We start from the raw sequence: 20,119 nt of genomic DNA, 5'->3' as shown, positions 1-20,119 counted from the left end.
ATTGAATGGAGGTTTATCAACATTTTCGCAAAGAGGAGTTACCGTTTATACAGCAAGTGGAAGATTGGAAATCCCATGTTGGCATGATGTATGAGGCGAAATTAAGCGGCTTTTTGGACCCCCGTGAACGAGAGATCGTGACAGCGGTGGTTGGACGTGATGAAACGGTTCATGTCGCTTTTTTCGGAGGAATGCCGGGTGCAGAACGACAACGGGCCCTTCTGTACCCTTTCTATGAACAGGCGGAAGAAGATCGATTTCAAGTAACATTGTTCGACGTTGATTATGCACGCAAATTTACGGAGATTCATCACCGTGACCTTCTCGGTGCACTTACTTCACTAGGAGTGAAACGGGAACTTTTCGGAGACATTACGGTGACGAAAGACGTCCTGCAATTTTTTTGCGCAAAAGAAATCGCGGATTTTATTGAATTGAATTTGACGAAAGCGGGAAACACTTCGCTCCAAACAAACCCGAAACCTCTTTCGGAAGCGGTGCGTGTGGAAGAGGAGTGGCAGGAAGACACCGGCTTCGTCTCTTCGTTGCGGCTGGATGTGGTGATCGCGGCCATGTATCGTCTCCCTCGTTCGAAGGTGAAGCCATACATAGAGCGAGAACGCGTGAAATTGAATTGGAAAACGACCGATCACCCAGCAACGTTCGTGGAAGAAGGAGATGTCATCTCTGTCCGCGGCAAAGGGAGAAGCACACTGATCGCCGTAGAAAATCGTTCCCGTAAGGGACGTCTTCGCATCGTATTTGGGCGGAAAAAAGATTAGGAAAATCATAGTTGGAGGTGGCTGGCCATGTCGCTAACCCCGGTTGATATTCATAATAAGCAATTTACAAAAGCGTTTCGCGGTTACGATGAAGATGAAGTCAATGAATTTCTCGACCAAGTGATTAAAGATTATGAGAGTACGATTCGGCAAAAGAATGAATTGTTTGAAAAAGTGAATGAATTGGAGGATCGCCTGAATCATTTTTCCAACATGGAAGAAACATTGAATAAATCGATATATGTTGCCCAAGAATCGGCCGAAGATATCAAACGCAACGCGAATAAGGAGTCGCAGCTTATTATTCGGGAATCGGAAAAAAACGCCGACCGAATCATTAATGATGCGCTCGCCAAATCTCGCAAGATCGCTTTGGAAACCGAAGAACTGAAAAAGCAGGCGTCGGTTTATCGCATGCGTTTTAAAATGCTGATTGAATCCCAGTTGGAAATGCTCAACGATGAGGAATGGGACAACCTTGCCGATACCATCGAAGAAGAACAAGAAGAAAGAGAGACAGAGAACGCCCGGCAAACGTCCGAAGAAACGTAAAAGCCGCTAACTTGACGAAAACGGTTATTTCCCATATAATTTTTGAAAATCATCGATAAGGAAGTCGGCTAAAACCGTCACGTCCTGTGGTAATGCTGGCACTAGCACTTCCTGTGCGTCGGCCGGCAAAGAGCACCACGTCCTGTGGTAATGCCGACACTAGCACTTCCTGTGCGTCGCAATGACAGGGACAGTAGTGAAGGAATCCGTTGGTAAGCGAACCGGGGATGGTGAGAGCCTGGTCAGCCCCCTTCATGAAGATCACCCTCGAGCACCGGTCCGAAACGGCTATTTCAGAGTAGGCGCCGGCGTCCATCAAACGTTACTTGATCCGAGCGGCGTTGCATTTTTATGCAGCTATCAGGGTGGTACCGCGGGTAAACCTCGTCCCTACGCAGGGCGGGGTTTTTTATGTACATATAACCGAATGGAGGAAAAATAAATGAATTACAAGCAAACTCTTTTAATGCCGAAAACCGATTTCCCGATGAGGGGAAAACTCCCGAGCCAAGAGCCGGAACGTCAGGAGAGGTGGGAAGAAGAGGGTTTATATCAACAGTTGGTTGAAAAAAATGCCGATAAACCGCTTTTCGTCTTGCATGACGGGCCAATTTACGCGAATGGCAACATTCACGTCGGTCACGCGCTCAATCGGATTTTAAAAGATATCATTGTCAGACACCGATCCATGGATGGATTTAACGCCCCTTATATTCCCGGGTGGGATACGCATGGCCTGCCGGTGGAAACAGCGCTCACGAAAAATAAAAAAATCGACCGCAAAAAAATGTCGGTTGCCGAATTTCGCAAGGCGTGTGAAGCTTACGCCTGGGAGCAGTTGGAGAAGCAACGGGACCAGTTTAAACGGCTCGGCATGATTGCCGATTGGGAAAATCCTTATGTGACGATGACCCCGGACTTTGAAGCGAACCAGATTCGCGTGTTCGGAGAAATGGCGAAGCAAGGTCACGTTTACCAAGGGAAACGGCCGGTGTATTGGTCGCCGTCGTCTGAATCCGCGCTCGCCGAAGCGGAAATTGAATACCATGACAAGCGTTCCCCATCTATTTATGTCAGTTTTTCGGTTACGGATGGGAAAGGAATCCTGGATGAAGGGGATAAAATAATCATCTGGACGACAACGCCTTGGACGATTCCGGGGAATTTGGGCATTTCTGTTCACCCCGATTACGACTATTGTGTGTTCACCCACGAAAGCAAACGCTACGTCGTTGCCAGTAAATTGTATGAAGCGGTGCTTGAAGAGCTGGAATGGCAAGAAGACGCGGAGATTGTACAAACGGTGAAAGGCGAAGCGCTTGAAAAGGTCGTTGCCAACCATCCTTTTTACGAGCGGGACTCCCTCGTGATGACTGGTGAACACGTCACGCTGGACGCGGGAACCGGTGCTGTCCATACCGCACCCGGTCACGGGGAAGAAGACTTTTTTATCGGAAGGGAATACGGGCTTGAAGCTCTTTCTCCGGTCAATGATAAAGGGGTATTTACGGATGAAGCCCCCGGCTTCGAAGGCGTGTTTTATGATAAGGCAAACAAACAAATTACGGAAAAACTTGAAGAAGTCGGCGCTTTGCTAAAGCTGACGTTCATCACCCACTCGTATCCTCACGACTGGCGTACGAAGAAGCCTGTCATTCATCGTGCCACGGAGCAATGGTTCGTATCCGTGGATAATATTAGAGAAGCGTTGTTAGACGCGATCGGCCGCGTCAAATGGCAGCCGAAATGGGGCGAAACAAGGCTTTATAACATGGTTCGCGACCGCGGCGACTGGTGTATTTCCAGGCAGCGTTCCTGGGGCGTGCCGATTCCGGTCTTTTACGGGGAAGATGGGACGGCGATCGTTGATGATGATACGATTGATCATGTCGCCCAATTGTTTAGAGAACACGGTTCCAACATTTGGTTTGAATGGGAGACAAAGGATTTGTTGCCGGATGGCTACACGTCCGCACATAGCCCGGACGGCATGTTTACACGCGAAATGGACATTATGGACGTTTGGTTCGACTCCGGCTCTACGCATGAAGGGGTGCTCATGGAGCGCGAGGATGCACAGCGCCCGGCTGACCTTTATTTGGAAGGATCGGACCAATATCGCGGTTGGTTTAATTCTTCCCTTACGACTGCTGTTGCCATGACCGGTAAAGCGCCGTATAAACAAGTGCTCAGCCACGGATTTACGATGGATGGCCAAGGGCAAAAAATGTCTAAATCCTTGGGGAATGTGATTGATCCGGCCAATGTTATGAAGCAACTGGGCGCCGACATTTTACGGCTCTGGGTCGGATCGGTGGATTTTCAGGCTGATGTGCGGCTTTCGGATGACATTTTAAAACAGGTATCGGAAAACTACCGGAAAGTCCGAAACACGCTTCGGTTTTTGCTCGGCAACTTGCATGATTTTGACCCGGCCGTCCATCGTGTCCCCGACCATGAATTAGAAGACATGGACCGCTACATGCGGGAAAGACTAAATGATGTGATTGAACGCGCACAAGAAGGCTATCGCAATTACGTGTTCAGCAACGCCTATCAAGCCATTCATCATTTTTGTGCCGTTGAATTAAGTGCGTTTTATATGGACGTCGCCAAAGATCGCTTGTATTGCGATCATGCCGATGACCCTCGTCGTCGTTCTTTGCAGACGGTCATCCACGACACCGTGATCGCGCTTACGAAATTGATCGCGCCGATCACGCCGCATACGGCCGAAGAAACGTGGGAGCACATCCCGGGCACGGTGGAAACTGATTTCGTGCAACTGGCGGAAATGCCGGAGCCGACCGTTGCTAATGATCGTGACGCGTTGAACGATCGTTGGGAGACGTTGCTCGCCGTGCGCGATGATGTGCTAAAAGCGCTGGAAACAGCCCGTGAAACGGGAGAGATCGGCAAATCACTGGAAGCGAAAGTGACGATTTCCGTTCCGGAAGCTGCTTATGAACTTCTTTCGAATCAAGAGAATCCGGAGAAATTGTTTATCGTTTCCCAAGTGGAACTGAGCAAAAGTAATGATGTACCGGGAGGGCAAACGGCTGCCGTTTACGTGGAAGAAGCAAAGGGGAGCACGTGTGCACGTTGTTGGCACGTAAAAGAAGATGTCGGTGCGAATCACGAACACCCTGACGTGTGCAAACGTTGTGCCGACGTTGTCGCCACGTATGATCCGGCGGATTTGGAAGTGTAACCAATGATCCGTGCGGGTAATCCTCTTCTTTTCATCAGAAGCTAAAAAGGCGGGTGAAAAGGAAGGGGAGTGCTCGCGGTGACCGATAAAAAAGCAGCCATTCAATGGCTTTTCGAGCGAAAAACCGAATTGGATGAACAGGAAACGATTAAAAACCAGGATAGCCGGGACAATGAATTGTCTGTCTACGACAACCATCCGGCCGACGCTGCCGATATTTTTTACGAGGCAAGCAAAGACAAAGCGTTGCGCCGCCATCGCAATCACGAATATGCGGAAATCGTACATGCCCTTGAGAAAGTACAAAACGGCACCTATGGTATCTGCGAAAAAACGGGTGTAGAGATTCCCGCCGAGCGTTTGCGGGCCCACCCAATAGCGCGCACCGGGGGCGAAAAAATGGAAGGTGTCATCAGCGAAGCCCATTTCTTCGTCGACCCGCCGTCGAATGAAGCAAGTCCTTCAGCTAATCCCGACTATGGAGTGAACGGGGACGCTGCCCTTGATGGCATGGATATGTGGGAAGCGCTCATGAACACGACCGAAGACGAAGGATATCGGGAAACGGCAACGACGGATTTTTGGGTCGAAGAAGCCCCCGGTTATACAGAGGATATGGAGCGTTTTCTTTCGACCGGTATCGAAGGATATACAGGGAGCGATCAGATAGGTATTTACCGTAACGAAGCATACGACGCTCTGATGGAGGAAGAGGAGAACTGGCGGCGGTAATCCACCGCCTTTTCTTTTCCCATAGGCATTAGAACAAAGAGGGGGAAAACCCGATTGATTTTTATTTACTATTTGCTGGCACTGGTCATTATTATCGCTGATCAATTCACGAAGTGGCTCACCGCAACCTATATGGAGATTGGCGATTCGGTCCCGATTATCGAAAACGTTTTACATATTACGTCCCATCGAAACGCCGGCGCAGCTTTTGGCATCTTGCAAGGGCAAATGTGGCTGTTTTTTATTGTGACGATTATCGTCACCGTTGGGGTTGTCTATTTTATGCAAACAATGGGGCGGACGAGCCTTTGGATCGGCATGCCCCTCGGCATATTGCTCGGCGGTACGATCGGCAACTTCATTGACCGTGTTTTGCACGGGGAAGTGATCGATTTTGTCGATGTGTATATCGGCACCTACAGCTTTCCGATTTTTAACGTTGCCGATAGCGCGCTGACCATCGGGGTTATTTTGCTCATCGGAAAATTGTTTGTCGATGAGCGTAGGGAAAAAAAGGAGAAAAAGGCCAATGAATCCTAAAACTTGGCTCGTGCCAAAAGAGAACAAAAATGAACGCATTGACAAATGGCTAGCGAAAGCAATGGAAGCATCAAGAACAGCGATTCAACAATGGATCGACGACGGTCACGTGTTGGTGGGAGGCGAACGGGTGAAAAGCAATTATAAATTGCAAGCAGGAGACAGCATCGACGTGAATCCTCCCGTTGAAGAGCCGTTGGGTATTCGCCCCGAGGCGATTCCTCTCGACGTTCGTTACGAAGATGATGATTTGCTCATCGTGAACAAAGCGCGGGGGATGGTCGTCCATCCGGCTCCCGGCCATTTTACAGGCGGAACGCTCGTTCACGCGCTTCTTCATTACACGGATGCATTGTCGGACATAAATGGAGAACTGCGACCGGGGATCGTCCATCGCATAGACAAAGATACGAGCGGTGTGATGGTGGTGGCGAAAACGAATCACGCGCACACCCGTCTCGTAGAACAATTGCAAACACGAGCTTTATCCAGGGAGTATCGAGCGCTCGTGCACGGGAATGTAGCTCATGAGGAGGGGACGATCGATGCCCCTGTTGGAAGAGACCCGCGTGACCGTCAAAAAATGACCGTTACCGATGTGCATGCCAAGGAAGCCATCACGCATTTTCGTGTACTGGAAAGGTTTTCGAATTATACGAGCGTCCAGTGCCGTTTGGAAACCGGTCGTACCCATCAAATACGAGTGCACATGAACTACATTGGCTATCCGGTCGTTTCCGATCCAAAATATGGGAAAAGGAAAGCGATGCTGATATCTGGCCAAGCGCTTCATGCAGAAAGCCTCACGTTGGTCCATCCGCGCAATGGCGAAACGTGTACCTTTCACGCGCCGCTCCCGAGCGACATGGTGCAATTGATGGAGAACATTCGGCGAACGGATTGAAGTGGCTTATAGGCTCTATGAGTGAGTCATGACGACTGCGCCGGCTCTCGGTCATCCATTTTCGGCATCATAAGCGTTTCACGGCGACCGTAAAGGCTCGCTTCATCCATTTTCAGGCATCATGAGCGTTTCATAGGGACGCTAGTAGCGTGTTTCAGAAGTTCTTTCCCTTGGTTGATCGCAGAGTGACATGCCACCTTTATGAGGTGCGATAATGCGAATGCCGTCCCCCTCAGATTGAGAAACCACCCTTTAGAGGGACGATATCGTAAAAATCGTCCGTCTCAGCAGGGGCTGCACCGGTCAAAGGAGCCGATAACGCTTTTGCATCGGTCACCTTGTATGATTGATGAAATCAAAGAAAATGTTTGTCTGATTATGCGTATCATCGGGAGAAATTGTGAGTATGGCGAACAAAGAGAGAAAGAATTTCTGAGACAGCCCACTAGGCGCTAATCCTCCCATGGATGATCCATGGCGGCCATATATAAACGATATTTATTTTTCAATTTATATTGACACCTTACTTTTTTTCTGTAATAATAGCTATAATTAAATAATCCCTTTAACACAGTCCCGTGAGGCTGAGAAGGAATAGGTCGAGTGCCGGGACGCCATTGGCACTGTCTGCAATTAAGACTGGACCCCTCTGATCCCCACGTGGACAGAGGGGTTTTTTCATGGAGGCTTGCAAATGACGGCAAAAAAACAAACGTTATTGGATGAAGAGGCGATTCGCCGAACATTAACACGGATTTCACATGAAATGATGGAAAAAAACAAAGGGATGGACGATTGCATCTTGCTTGGCATTCGCACACGCGGGTATCCGCTGGCCGAGCAGTTGGCAGCTAATATCAAGCGAATCGAAGGCGTTGCCTTGCCGGTCGGCAGCATCGATATCACGCTTTACCGCGATGACCTTGAACAAAAACAATCCGATCCCAAAATTCATGACCTGGAATTGCCCACATCCCTTGAAGGAAAAAAAGTCATCCTCGTCGATGACGTCCTTTATACGGGTCGTACCGTGCGCGCGGCCATGGACGCGTTAATGGATAAAGGACGGCCGAACCAAATTCAACTCGCTGTTCTCGTCGACCGCGGCCATCGCGAGCTGCCGATCCGGCCGGATTATGTCGGTAAAAACGTCCCGACGTCCCGGTCCGAATTGATCCGCGTTCACCTTTCTCAGACAGATGACATCGACAAAGTAAGCATCGTCCAAAACAATTGAATCACCCTCTTTAAAACGGTCCCGTGAGGCTGATAAGAGGAATTCGGCATGGATAGCAGTAGTGTGGGGGATCCCACACTACTGCTGCAAATGCCACCTTCCTCTTTGCCACGGGCAAAGAGGTTTTTTTATAGAGGTTCTGAGGGTCTTCCCATTTCCCACCTCCCACCTCTCACTTCTAGATTGGAGGCCAACCAGCATGACAAACAGAAATCCGGTACTCGACGTACATGACAGACCCGCTTGGCATCAATGGATCCTTCTCAGTTTACAGCATTTGTTCGCAATGTTCGGGGCAACGATTCTCGTGCCGATCCTCACAGGATTAAGTCCGTCCATTGCATTGGTCTCGAGCGGGTTGGGCACCCTTGCCTATTTGCTCGTCACCCGCGGGCAAATACCGGCCTATATCGGCTCTTCGTTTGCTTTTATTTTTCCGTTAATCGCCGCCATGTCCTTCGGAGGCGCGGCAGCCGTGATGCTCGGTACGTTTACCGCCGGAGTTGTTTATGGCCTTACTGCCGTTCTTATCCGCATGTTTGGTGTCGGGTGGCTGATGCGCCTTTTGCCTCCGGTTGTCGTCGGTCCGGTCATTATGGTGATCGGGTTGGGGCTTGCATCTACAGCGATTGACATGGCCATGAATTTCGATGAAGAGACTGGCGCGTACGTGGATAGTCTCCGCCATTTGAGTGTTGCCCTTGCTACGCTCGCGATCACGATCGTGACCTCGGTATTTTTCAAAGGGTTTCTGAGAGTCATTCCCATTTTAACAGGGCTCGTCGGGGGCTATATCCTCGCGTACATGGCGGGTATCGTTGATCTGTCCGCTGTGGCTGCCGCCCCGTGGCTTCATATCCCCGACTTCGCGATTCCGTTCGTAACGGTAACGCCATCTTGGTCGTGGACGGTGATCATCATCATGGCGCCGATTGCCCTCGTGACCATGGCCGAACATATAGGCGACCAAATGGTATTAAGCAACATTGTCGGGAGAAACTTTTTACGCAACCCGGGATTACACCGGTCCTTGCTCGGCGATGGGTTGGCTTCCATTATCGCCTCCCTCGTCGGCGGACCTCCGAATACGACGTACGGAGAAAACATCGGGGTGCTTGCAATCACAAAGATTTTCAGCGTCTTCGTCATCGGCGGTGCGGCAGTGCTCGCGATTCTGTTCGGATTTTCAGGCAAAATCGAAGCCTTGATCGCCAGCATCCCGGAAGCGGTCATGGGCGGGGTCTCCATTCTCTTGTTTGGCATTATCGCGTCAGCCGGCCTGCGTTTGCTCATTGAAAACGAAATTGACCTCGGCGAGAACCGTAACCTCGTGATCGCCGCGACCATCCTCGTCATCGGCATCGGCGGCGCGTTTATCCCAATCACCGAGTATTTGGAAATCCCCGCGATGGCCTTGGCGACAATCATCGGCATGATCCTCCATGCCATTTTGCCAAATAAATCGCTGGGATATGGAAACGGGAAAATGTTTTCAAGTCTTGAGGAAGAAAATAAAACAGCGGAGGTGGGCCGAGATGACTCAGCAAATCTCTAATTTCACGACCGTTGAAGCGTTATCCGTTGGATCCATTCACGCGTTGCTGCGAGACGCAGTCGCTTTTAAGGGAGGGGAAACGTGGACAATTCCCGAGCGTCCTTACGTGGCCAATCTTTTTTACGAACCGAGCACTCGGACGAAATTGTCTTTTGAAGTAGCACAAAAGCGCCTTGGATGTCACGTTCTTGATATCGACGCCAAGACCTCCAGTGTGCAAAAAGGGGAATCTCTGTACGATACCGTTCGCACGCTTCAAGCGATCGGAGCCTCCGCAGTCGTGGTCAGGCATTGGGAGAAGAAATTTTACGAACAGCTTGGCGGGCTCTCCATCCCGGTGATCAATGCCGGTGACGGAAATGGGGAGCATCCGTCGCAATGCTTGCTCGACTTATTGACGATCAAAGAGGCGTTTTCTACATTCTCCGGAGTGAACGTGGCAATGATTGGCGATATCCGCCATAGCCGGGTCGCCCGCTCCAATATCGGCACACTCAAACGACTGGGAGCGAACGTCCAACTGGCCGGCCCCGACGATTGGATGGATCCCTCCCTCTCGGGTTGCCCGCAAGTTTCTGTCGACACAGCCATGAAAGAAGCCGATGTTGTTATGTTACTGCGTGTGCAAGAGGAACGCCATGAAGAAGAGACAGAGCGCCAAAGTGCCGAATCTTATCATGAACAATTCGGCCTCACGGAAAAACGGGAAAAAAAGATGAAATCGGGGGCGATCATCATGCATCCGGGGCCGTTCAACCGCGGAGTGGAAATTGCCTCCTCCCTCGTGGAAGCGCCGCGCTCGCGGATTTTTAAACAAGTGGAAAATGGTGTATATATACGGATGGCGATCTTAAAACGCGCATTTGAACGTTCAAAATCGAACGGTTTTGCATTAAGAGGGGCATTGTAACGGAACGGACGTTGGTCTACGGAAACGGCCATTGGCCATAAACGACGAACGTTGACTAATGATTGCAACACGCGTCAACCCATAAAGGAGATGACATCCATGCCAAAACGCAGCGATATTAAAAAAGTGCTCGTGCTCGGGTCCGGTCCGATCATCATCGGCCAAGCGGCTGAATTCGATTACTCCGGCACTCAGGCATGCCAGGCATTAAAAGAAGAAGGGTATGAAACGGTACTCATCAATTCAAACCCGGCGACGATTATGACGGATACGACTATGGCAGACAGCGTTTATATTGAACCATTGACGTTTGAATTTGTGACCCGCATCATTCGCCAGGAGCGACCGGACGGCCTGATCGCCACCATGGGTGGGCAAACAGGATTGAATTTGGCGATGGACCTGCATACCGAAGGCGTGTTGAATCAATTCGGCGTCGAATTGCTCGGCACGGATTTGGAAGCCATACGCGAAGCGGAAGATCGGGACGCTTTCCGCTCCTTAATGTATACGCTCGGTCAACCCGTTCCCGCGAGTGATATCGTTCATACGCTCGAGGAAGGCGAAGCATTTTTGAAAACAATCGGCTTGCCCGTGATCGTACGGCCTGCTTACACACTTGGGGGCACAGGCGGTGGGCTCGTCGATACGTGGGAACAATTTCGCGACATCCTGGAAACCGGATTGGCGAACAGCCCCGTGCACCAATGTCTCGTTGAAAAAAGCATTGCCGGCATGAAAGAAATGGAGTACGAAGTAGTACGCGATGCCAATGACGACGCGATCATTGTTTGTGACATGGAAAATATCGACCCTGTCGGTATCCACACAGGCGACTCGATCGTTGTCGCGCCGAGCCAAACGTTAAAAGACGGTGATCATCAACGGCTTCGGGATGCGTCGCTGACGATCGTTCGCGCTCTTGGCATTGAAGGTGGCTGTAACGTTCAGTTTGCCCAGGCTCCTGATCGCGATGATTACTATGTCATCGAAGTGAATCCTCGCGTGAGCCGTTCGTCGGCACTTGCGTCCAAAGCGACCGGCTATCCGATCGCGAAAGTAGCGGCAAAAATCGCCGTCGGCTATCATTTGGAAGAATTGCGATCCAATGTTGAACCTAGCCTCGATTACATCGTCACGAAAATTCCGCGCTGGCCGTTTGACAAGTTCGCGTCCGCCAATCGCAAGCTCGGGACGCAAATGAAAGCGACCGGTGAAGTCATGGCCATTGGTCGCACCTTTGGAGAGTCGCTCTTAAAAGGCATACGCTCCCTCGATACGAAAGAAAATCACCTGCTCGTCGACGATTTTCGAAAACTGAGCGATGAAGATCTGACACATAAGTTGAAAGTCGCTGATGATGAACGGCTATATGCACTAGGGGAAGGCTTTCGCCGGGGATACAGTGTCGAAGACATCCACGCGTTAACCGCCATCGACCGCTTTTTTCTTTTCCATATGGCAACACTCGTGCACTTACATCAGCAACTCACGGAGCATAAATGGCAGCAAGCAACACTGGAAGAAGCGAAAAGCAGCGGTTTTTCCGACGAACAAATCGCGAAGTTGTGGGACGTGAGCGAAGCAGAAATCCGCCACTTCAGAAAAGAAAAAGGGATTAAACCAGCGTTTAAAATGGTTGACACATTTACCTCTGAAGACGAGACGCAAATGCCTTATTTTTACAGCACTTATGAAGAAGAAAACGAATCAAAGCCAAGTGCCAAACCGTCGGTCCTCGTCCTCGGCTCCGGACCGATTCGCATCGGGCAAGGAGTGGAATTTGACTATGCCACCGTTCATACGGTGTGGGCGATCCAGGAAGCCGGATACGAGTCGATTATTATGAACAATAACCCCGAAACCGTTTCGACCGATTTCACGATTTCCGATAAGTTGTATTTTGAACCGCTCACGGTGGAAGAAGTGTTGAATGTCGTGGATATCGAGCGACCGGAAGGGGTGGTTGTGCAATTCGGCGGACAAACAGCAATCAACCTTGCCGAACCATTGGCGGAAGCGGGCGTGCCCATGCTCGGCACCTCTCTGGAAGACATGGATCGCGCCGAAGACCGGGACAAGTTTGAACAGGCACTGAAGCAACTGGACATCCCGATGCCTCCGGGTAAAACAGCTTCATCGGTGGAAGGGGCGGTTGATGCCGCGGCGACCCTCGGATATCCGGTCCTCGTTCGCCCCTCTTATGTACTCGGCGGGCGGGCGATGGAAATCGTTGCGAATGAAGAAGAACTCAAGCACTACATGGCGGAAGCTGTTCATGTCCACGCGGAACATCCGGTGTTGATTGACCGCTACTTTTTCGGAAAAGAAATTGAAGTGGACGCGATCTCCGATGGGGAAAACGTCTTTATCCCGGGGATGATGGAACATATTGAACGGGCGGGTGTCCATTCCGGCGACTCGATCGCCGTGTATCCGCCGCAAACCCTCTCGGAACAAGTGAAGGCAAAAGTCATCGACCAAACCGAGAAACTTGCCAAAGGGTTAAACATCATCGGACTTTTAAATATTCAATTTGTCCTCTATGAAAATGACGTGTTCGTCATTGAAGTGAATCCACGCGCAAGCCGAACGGTGCCATTTTTAAGCAAAATGACGGGGGTGCCGATGGCACAGATCGCGACGCACGTGATTTTGGGCCAAACATTGCCGGAATTGGGCTATCGTGCACGCATCCAGCCTGAACCGGACCGGGTGGCCGTGAAAGCGCCAGTGTTTTCTTTTACGAAACTCCGCCGTGTCGATATTCATCTCGGACCGGAGATGAAATCCACCGGTGAAGTGCTCGGCCGGGACTTAACGCTGGAAAAAGCATTGTATAAAGGGTTGGTCGCTTCCGGCATGAACATTCCCCGCGAAGGGCAAGTGTTATTCACGATCGCCGATAAAGATAAGGAAGAAGCGATAAAACTTGCCGCACGCTATGAACGTCTCGGGTTTCAGGTCATGGCAACGGCCGGGACGGCTGCCTATTTTAATGAGCGAGGCATTCATGCGGAAAGCGTCCATAAAATCGGGGACGGCTCTCCGAACATCGTCGAGCGTATCCGTTCCGGCGGCGCCCAACTCGTCATCAATACGTTAACGAAAGGCAAACAACCGGCTCGTGACGGCTTCCGCATTCGCAGGGAAGCAGTGGAACATGAAATCGTCTGCTTAACGTCCATGGATACGGCTTTTGCACTGTTGCACGTCTTGGAAATGATGTCGTTTGCTGCCGAACCGGTGCCGGCGTTACAGGGCGTTTCCGGAAAAAAGAAGGTGCAGGCATGAAAAACGAGCAGATGATGGTTGTGGAAAATAAAACAATTGCTGCAAAAACACATGAATTGACGTTATCCGGACCGCTCGTGGACGCCATCGATCAACCAGGTACCTTTTTGCACGTCGCCGTACCGGGAGATGATCTCGTGTTGCGCCGCCCGATCAGCATTGCTGCCGTTGATCAGGATGTGGGCACATGCACGATTGTTTATAAAGAGATGGGCGTGGGAACCGGGCGGCTTGCCCGATCCCGTGCAGGGGATCAGTTGGAAATGCTCGGTCCGCTCGGGGAGCAGGGATTTCCGGTTGAGAAGCCGCAGGTCGGTGAAGATGTGTTATTAATCGGCGGCGGTGTCGGCGTACCTCCACTTTACTATGCTGCTTGTGAATTGGTGAAACGAGGCGTGACCGTTTCGGTCATCCTCGGATTTCAAACAGCCGCGGCCATTTTTTATGAGAGGGAGTTTCACGAGCTTCCGGGCTGTGACGTGCGCGTCATGACCGATGACGGCAGTAACGGGCATCCCGGAACAGTGGTCGATGCGTTGAATGAACGACCATCCCCGCCCGATTGGCTGTTTTCCTGCGGGCCGCGCGGGATGTTGCGCGCGATTGAAACGCACGCGGCACATCCGAAAACGAACGGCTATGTATCGCTCGAAGAGCGTATGGGCTGCGGCATTGGCGCTTGTTTTGCCTGCGTATGCGAAACAGGCGATGGTTCGTCTTATCGAAAAATTTGCCGTGAAGGACCGGTGTTTGCCTTTAAGGAGGTGGTGCTATGATGGAGAAGGAACCTCGTTTGCAAGTGACATTGCCCGGTTTAACGATGAAGAATCCGGTTATGCCCGCTTCCGGTTGTTTTGCCTTCGGACGGGAATACGCGGAATTGTTTGATCTGAGCGAGCTAGGAGCCGTTGCGATCAAAGGGACGACCGGAGAAGCGCGCTTCGGGAATCCAACGCCGCGGGTAGCCGAAACATCTTCCGGCATGCTGAATGCGATCGGCTTGCAAAACCCGGGGGCGCAAGCGGTGCGAGACGAAGAACTCCCCTTTTTGGCTGGCTATGATGTGCCTGTCCTTGCCAACGTCTCCGGTTCAACGCCCGAAGAGTACGTGGAGGTCGTACAAACATTGACCGATGCGCCGAATGTTGGCGCGTTTGAATTAAACATCTCTTGCCCGAACGTAAAAGAAGGAGGCATTCAATTCGGAACGGATCCCGACGCGGCGGCAGCGCTAACAGCAGCGGTGAAGCAAGTAAGCACAAAACCGGTGTACGTGAAGTTGTCTCCGAATGTTACCGATGTCAATGCTATTGCTCTCGCTCTCGCCGTGGAAGCAGCGGGTGCGGATGGTTTGTCCTTGATCAACACGCTTTTAGGCATGCGCATCGATGCCCACACGGGAAAGCCAATTCTCGCGAACGAAAAGGGCGGCCTTTCCGGCCCGGCGGTAAAACCGGTGGCGCTTCGCATGATTCATGACGTCCGACAAGTAACAAACCTCCCGATCATCGGCATGGGTGGCATCCAATCGGCAGAAGATGTGATCGAATTTTTGTTTGCCGGGGCCGACGCGGTCGCGATCGGAACCGCCAATTTTACCAACCCTTTCGTTTGCCCGACGATCATTCGGGAATTGCCGAGCTGGCTGGATTATTTGGCCATGGAGTCTGTCGGCGACTTGCGCCAGCAGGGAGTAAACATATGAAACCGTTGTATATTGCCTTGGATATGGAAACGCAGAAGGAAGCCATGGATTTCCTCGATCAGTTTGAGGAAAAACGACCGGCGGTGAAAGTAGGCATGGAGTTGTTTTACGGGAACGGACCGGCTGTTATTCAAACATTAAAAGAGCGAGGGCATGCGGTTTTTCTCGATCTGAAATGCCATGATATCCCAAAAACCGTGGAACGAACGATGCGCACCCTCGCAAGATTAGAGGTTGATCTCGTTACCCTTCATGCCTCCGGCGGAAAAACGATGATGGCAGCGGCAAAAGAAGGATTGCTGAAAGGCACGCCGTCGGGAAAGGAGCCGCCGAAATGCGTAGCGGTGACTGCGCTGACGAGCACATCTCAACGCCAATGGAAGGAGGAACAGTTGATGGAAGGTGACCTCGGAGATGGGGTGTTTCATTTTACGGACTTGGCTTTGCAAGCAGGACTTGACGGTGTTGTCTGTTCCGTACAAGAAGTCGAAGGCTTGCGCAAACGCTTCGGGGAGGCCGTGTATACGGTAACCCCGGGCATTCGCATGGCCGGTTCGGCTACCCATGACCAAAAACGGGCGGCAACGCCGGCACAGGCTCGCGCTGCCGGCAGCAATGCCATCGTCGTCGGGCGCGGCATAACAGCGAGCAATTATCCTGTGGGAAATTATGGAAAAATATATAAAGAATGGATGGGAGAATCGCCATGGATAGACAAATAGAACTGGCAAGCGAACTGCTCAGTATTGGTGCGGTTTCGTTGCAGCCCAACGAGCCATTCACCTGGTCCTCCGGGCTGAAAGCACCTATTTATTGTGATAACCGTTTAACGCTGTCATTTCCCGGGTTGCGGACGAAAATCGCCGAGGCATATAGCGATGAAATTCGTAGGCACTATTCGGAGGCGGATATCATCGCCGGCACCGCTACAGCGGGAATTCCTCACGCGACACTTGTGGCGGATCGTTTGGAATTGCCGATGGTGTACGTGCGCGGGAAAGCAAAGGGACACGGGAAACAAAATCAAATTGAGGGGTCTGCGAGCGTCGGACAAAAAGCGGTCGTCGTCGAAGATCTGATCTCCACGGGAGGAAGCGCTATTGAAGCTGCCAAAGCGCTTGAAGCAGCAGGTGTAGAGGTTTTAGGCATTGTCGCGATCTTTTCCTATGGGCTCACCATCGGCGAACGAAACTTCGCAGAGGCTGACCTATGCCTGGAGACGATCACGGATTTCAACGCTTTAATTACAGCCTCCATTCATAACGGAGTGATTGCTGAAGAAGATCGAAACGTGCTTCGGGCTTGGCAGAGAGATCCTGAAACGTGGGGAGGGGTCACACAAGCCAATCGATGAAAAGAGCTGGATGATAAACGACCTCACAAATCGAGATTTCCTTCAATGAAAAAGCGAAAGCCTTGTTAAAGACCTTCGCCATGATCGGTATTTTTTACTTTTTTTTTGAAATAAAGCGATTAATAATCAGTGAAATAGCCCCGTCGCCGGTGACGTTACAACCGGTTCCCAAACTGTCTTGGGCCATATAAAGCGCGATCATGACTCCGACTGCTGCTTCATTAAAGCCAAGCATCGATGTCAGAAGTCCGGATGCGGCGATGATCGCTCCGCCGGGCACACCCGGAGCTGCAATCATGATGACGCCGAGCGCGAGAATAAACGGAAAGATTTCTCCGAATGTAGGGGAGGCCAAATCGCCAAACAGCATCATCACTGCCATGGTGGCGATCGTGATCGTCATGGTACTGCCCGCGAGGTGAATGTTCGCGCCTAACGGAACAACGGACTCGGCAACGCCGTCGTCGACATTATTTTTTTTCGCTTGTTCTGTTGTCACCGGAATTGTTGCCGCGCTGGACATCGTTCCGATTCCCGTGAAATAAGCGGGCAGCATTGTTTTTAATAAAGCCAACGGATTTCGCTTCGTCATGCCGCCTGTAACGGAAAATAACCCGATCAAGTACAGCCAATGCGTAGCCAATGCAAGCAGGAGCACAAGCCCGAACGAAGCAAGTGTTTCCCAAACGGTCCCCTCAGCCGACAACTCAGCGAAAATACTCGCGATGTAAAAAGGTAAAAGAGGAATGACAATCGTCCAAAGAAGCTTGACGATGATATTTCTTCCTTCATCGAAAAATGTTTTTAATGTTGTCGCGTTCGTTCTCGCTATCCCAATCCCGAAAATAAATGCAGTAAAAAGGGCAGTCATGATATCCAGCGCGGGCGGGATTTCAAATTCCAGGAGGGAAGAAAAGCCATTGCCCTCATCGATGGCCGAGGCATCGCCGCTGATGAATAAGGGAAGGATTAATGCTGCTACGACAAAGGCTAACACCCCTGCAATCACGGTCGATCCGTATGAAATCCCGGCTGCTGAACCGAGAAGCTTGCCACCATCTTTCCCCATTTGACTTACGCCGCTCGTGATAAAAAATAAAATGATAAACGGCACTACATACTCCAGGAATTGGCCGAAGATCAGCTGGAACGTCATGATATATTCCATAACCGTTTCATTAACAATGAAACCGATTACAATGCCGGCCACGATTCCCGTCAACAATTTCAGGATAAGCTTCATTGTACCCCTTCTTTCTGCCTTTAATTTGAAAAAATCAAAATATATACAGTGCATAGATTATCAGATAAATGATGGGTTGGCTAGGATTTGATTTCGACATATTCATTGGTGGCGTGTAGCTAGAGCGTAAGCTTCGGGGAGAGCTCGGGCGATCGACGAAGCGATTTAGAGCAGGCGCTTTGGAATATGAGCCCCATTCCAGATGGAGCGTTCATGAGTCCCGACACCTGAGGAATGGAGATTCTGGTAGCCATGAACCGGTCATGGCTACCGAATCGTAAAGGTACGGACTAAAAACGTCAACCGTGTCGTGATCATGAAACCGAATACCCCCTCGACGACCTCCCTTTATTTCCGTAACTTCCGCACCGTCTGCGCATCCGGGGTGACGAATACCGTTTTCTGTTCATCGTAGGTGACAAAGCCGGGCTTCGCGCCGTTTGGCTTTTTAACATGACGAATGAGCGTATAGTCGACCGGCACGGATCCGGATTCCCGCGCTTTTGAATAATAGGCGGCGATACCGGCGGCTTCTTCCAGCGTTTCGTCACTAAACGTTTCCGCGCGAATGACAACGTGGGATCCCGGGATGTTCTTCGTGTGCAACCACGTGTCCGATCGTCTCGCGAGCCGGCCCGTCAAGTATTCATTTTGCTTGTTATTTTTACCAACTAACATTTCGATGCCTTCGCTTGATTCATAACGGTCGAGCGTTGGCTTCTGTTGTTTCTTTTTGCGTTTTTTCGTCTGTCTTGTTTTCAAATACCCTTCTTCTTCCAGTTCTTCGCGGATGTCGGCGATGTCTTTCGCCTCGATGCTGTCCAATTGCTGCAAAAGGCTATCAAAATAATCGATTTCACGCAGGGCGGATCGGCGTTGCTTTTCCACCGCTTTCCCAGCGTTTTTCGCTTTATTGTAGCGTTGAAAATACGACTGAGCATTATCCGCCGGCGATTTTTCCGGGTCGAGTTCAATCTCAATTGTCGGCGCTTGTTCATCGTAATAGTCCGTCACCTCGGCAACGCTGTCCCCGGGGCGGATCGTGTGCATATGGGCGGTGAGCAACTCGCCGAGCTTCTGATTTTCTAAATCTTTTTCCGCCTGCTCGGCTGTTTCTTTTAGCTTATCCAGCTTTTTTTCGTTGCGGTTACGCTGGTTGCGGATAAAGCGTTCTAGGTCAAAGGCTTGTTGCTTCACGCGATCGCGCTCTGCTTTGCCTTCAAAAAACGAAACGATCATTTCGTTGGCGCTCGAATATGTCTCTTTTTCTTCGTTTTTATGCGTTAAGTCAATGACATGAAAAAATTCCTTCGGCCCGCCATAAACGGTCGTCGGTTGCAGGTGAAGGTCTTTCATCGCGCGCATCATTTCTATAAAGCTGTCTGCAAGCCGTTGTTTCTCCCCAATTCCGGCGCGATGGACGATTTCTTTTGCGAAGAGTGGCGACATCCCCGTAAACTGTTGCACCAGTTGCCGATCGAGCTTTCCTTGATTGAAATCGAGAGCGCGCAGTACGGTGTCTCCGTCTGCTTCCAACGGGTTTTTTTTCTGTTGGTCAGGGGGTGTCTCGTACACTCGCCCCGGTAAAAGGGTACGATAACGGTTAATAGAGGCCGGTACGTGCTTCATGCATTCCACAATTTTGTCTTCATTATCAATGAGCAAAAGGTTGCTGTGTTTGCCCATCAGTTCCATGACAAGTCGTTTGTTTTCCCGATCGCCGATTTCGTCTGTCCCTTCAATGTGCAACGTGGCGATCCGTTCGAGGCCGTCTTGTTCGATGCCGCGAATAAACCCACCTTCAAGATTTTTTCTCAGCATCCGGCAAAACAACGGCGGCTCCGCCGGCCCCGATTCTGCTGCAAGACTAAAGTGCAAACGTGCAAAACTCGGGTGGATGGAAAATAAAATCGTATGGTTTTGCCCGCTTTTTCGGACGGTCATAGTTAAATCAGTAGCGGTCGGTTGTTTAATTTTCGTGATTCGTGCCCCTTCAAGCGTTTCTTGCCATTCATGGAGAACGGCGCGGAGGACAAACCCATCAAAAGACATGGTCTCACCCTTTCTAACCTCTAACAGTATAGCATGTTTCCCCCACCC

Annotated in this window: 16 protein-coding genes and 1 other annotated feature; of the genes, 14 read left to right on the top strand and 2 right to left on the bottom strand. The window is 50.8% G+C overall.

The genetic code is table 11. The features are described 5' to 3' along the window. The first annotated feature begins 5 nt into the window (after positions 1-5). The 14 genes from DT065_RS05110 (at position 6) to pyrE (ending at position 16,776) form a co-directional block, all read left to right on the top strand. Positions 6-782 (top strand): YlmH family RNA-binding protein, encoded by a 777-nt coding sequence (locus tag DT065_RS05110; protein WP_114371464.1) that lies wholly within the window; start codon positions 6-8, stop codon positions 780-782. A 27-nt stretch (positions 783-809) separates the two neighbouring features. Then, positions 810-1,334 carry a DivIVA domain-containing protein gene (locus tag DT065_RS05105; RefSeq protein ID WP_114371462.1) on the top strand — a complete coding sequence of 175 codons (525 nt, stop codon included), beginning with the start codon at positions 810-812 and terminating at the stop codon, positions 1,332-1,334. A 172-nt stretch (positions 1,335-1,506) separates the two neighbouring features. Continuing rightward, positions 1,507-1,729, top strand: a binding site (T-box leader). A 47-nt stretch (positions 1,730-1,776) separates the two neighbouring features. Then, entirely contained in the window at positions 1,777-4,545 is a 2,769-nt protein-coding gene (gene ileS, locus DT065_RS05095) for an isoleucine--tRNA ligase (protein ID WP_114371459.1), read from the top strand. A 78-nt stretch (positions 4,546-4,623) separates the two neighbouring features. Continuing rightward, positions 4,624-5,277: a TraR/DksA C4-type zinc finger protein gene (locus DT065_RS05090; protein WP_114371458.1), complete on the top strand. Its 654-nt coding sequence runs from the start codon at positions 4,624-4,626 to the stop codon at positions 5,275-5,277. A gap of 57 nt (positions 5,278-5,334) precedes the next feature. Next, entirely contained in the window at positions 5,335-5,817 is a 483-nt protein-coding gene (gene lspA / locus DT065_RS05085) for a signal peptidase II (protein WP_114376086.1), read from the top strand. Beyond that, the gene (locus DT065_RS05080) at positions 5,807-6,721 is read left to right on the top strand and encodes an RluA family pseudouridine synthase (RefSeq protein ID WP_114371456.1); all 915 of its coding nucleotides are present in this window, start codon (positions 5,807-5,809) and stop codon (positions 6,719-6,721) included. The genes lspA and DT065_RS05080 overlap by 11 nt, the downstream gene beginning before the upstream one ends. 694 nt (positions 6,722-7,415) lie before the next feature. Continuing rightward, positions 7,416-7,958, top strand: a complete 543-nt coding sequence (pyrR, locus tag DT065_RS05075; protein WP_114371455.1) for a bifunctional pyr operon transcriptional regulator/uracil phosphoribosyltransferase PyrR — start codon at positions 7,416-7,418, stop codon at positions 7,956-7,958. 199 nt (positions 7,959-8,157) lie between these two features. Beyond that, positions 8,158-9,513 carry a uracil-xanthine permease family protein gene (locus DT065_RS05070; protein WP_114371453.1) on the top strand — a complete coding sequence of 452 codons (1,356 nt, stop codon included), beginning with the start codon at positions 8,158-8,160 and terminating at the stop codon, positions 9,511-9,513. Next, positions 9,506-10,423: an aspartate carbamoyltransferase catalytic subunit gene (locus tag DT065_RS05065; RefSeq protein WP_418314659.1), complete on the top strand. Its 918-nt coding sequence runs from the start codon at positions 9,506-9,508 to the stop codon at positions 10,421-10,423. Before DT065_RS05070 ends, DT065_RS05065 begins: the two co-directional genes overlap by 8 nt. Before the next feature lie 99 nt (positions 10,424-10,522). Next, complete coding sequence (gene carB / locus DT065_RS05060; protein WP_114371450.1) at positions 10,523-13,717, top strand: carbamoyl-phosphate synthase large subunit; 3,195 nt, start codon at positions 10,523-10,525, stop codon at positions 13,715-13,717. Further along, positions 13,714-14,493: a dihydroorotate dehydrogenase electron transfer subunit gene (locus DT065_RS05055; RefSeq protein WP_114371448.1), complete on the top strand. Its 780-nt coding sequence runs from the start codon at positions 13,714-13,716 to the stop codon at positions 14,491-14,493. Before carB ends, DT065_RS05055 begins: the two co-directional genes overlap by 4 nt. Beyond that, on the top strand, positions 14,490-15,422 hold the full coding sequence (locus tag DT065_RS05050) for a dihydroorotate dehydrogenase (protein ID WP_269467385.1): 933 nt from the start codon (positions 14,490-14,492) through the stop codon (positions 15,420-15,422). The genes DT065_RS05055 and DT065_RS05050 overlap by 4 nt, the downstream gene beginning before the upstream one ends. Further along, entirely contained in the window at positions 15,419-16,144 is a 726-nt protein-coding gene (gene pyrF, locus DT065_RS05045; protein WP_114371446.1) for an orotidine-5'-phosphate decarboxylase, read from the top strand. Before DT065_RS05050 ends, pyrF begins: the two co-directional genes overlap by 4 nt. Further along, complete coding sequence (pyrE, locus tag DT065_RS05040) at positions 16,129-16,776, top strand: orotate phosphoribosyltransferase (RefSeq protein ID WP_114371445.1); 648 nt, start codon at positions 16,129-16,131, stop codon at positions 16,774-16,776. The genes pyrF and pyrE overlap by 16 nt, the downstream gene beginning before the upstream one ends. 94 nt (positions 16,777-16,870) lie before the next feature. Here the strand turns inward: pyrE and DT065_RS05035 are convergent, their stop codons facing one another. Both DT065_RS05035 and DT065_RS05030 read right to left on the bottom strand, forming a co-directional pair. Further along, entirely contained in the window at positions 16,871-18,019 is a 1,149-nt protein-coding gene (locus tag DT065_RS05035) for a dicarboxylate/amino acid:cation symporter (RefSeq protein ID WP_114371443.1), read from the bottom strand. Between the two features lie 348 nt (positions 18,020-18,367). Beyond that, complete coding sequence (locus tag DT065_RS05030; RefSeq protein WP_114371441.1) at positions 18,368-20,071, bottom strand: Rqc2 family fibronectin-binding protein; 1,704 nt, start codon at positions 20,069-20,071, stop codon at positions 18,368-18,370. Positions 20,072-20,119 lie beyond the last annotated feature (48 nt).

Origin of the sequence: Salicibibacter kimchii (assembly GCF_003336365.1) — a bacterium.
GTDB classification, from domain to species: Bacteria; Bacillota; Bacilli; order Bacillales; family Marinococcaceae; genus Salicibibacter; species Salicibibacter kimchii.
Note: the sequence above shows the minus strand (reverse complement) of the source record. Positions and strands in the feature narration are given on the sequence as shown.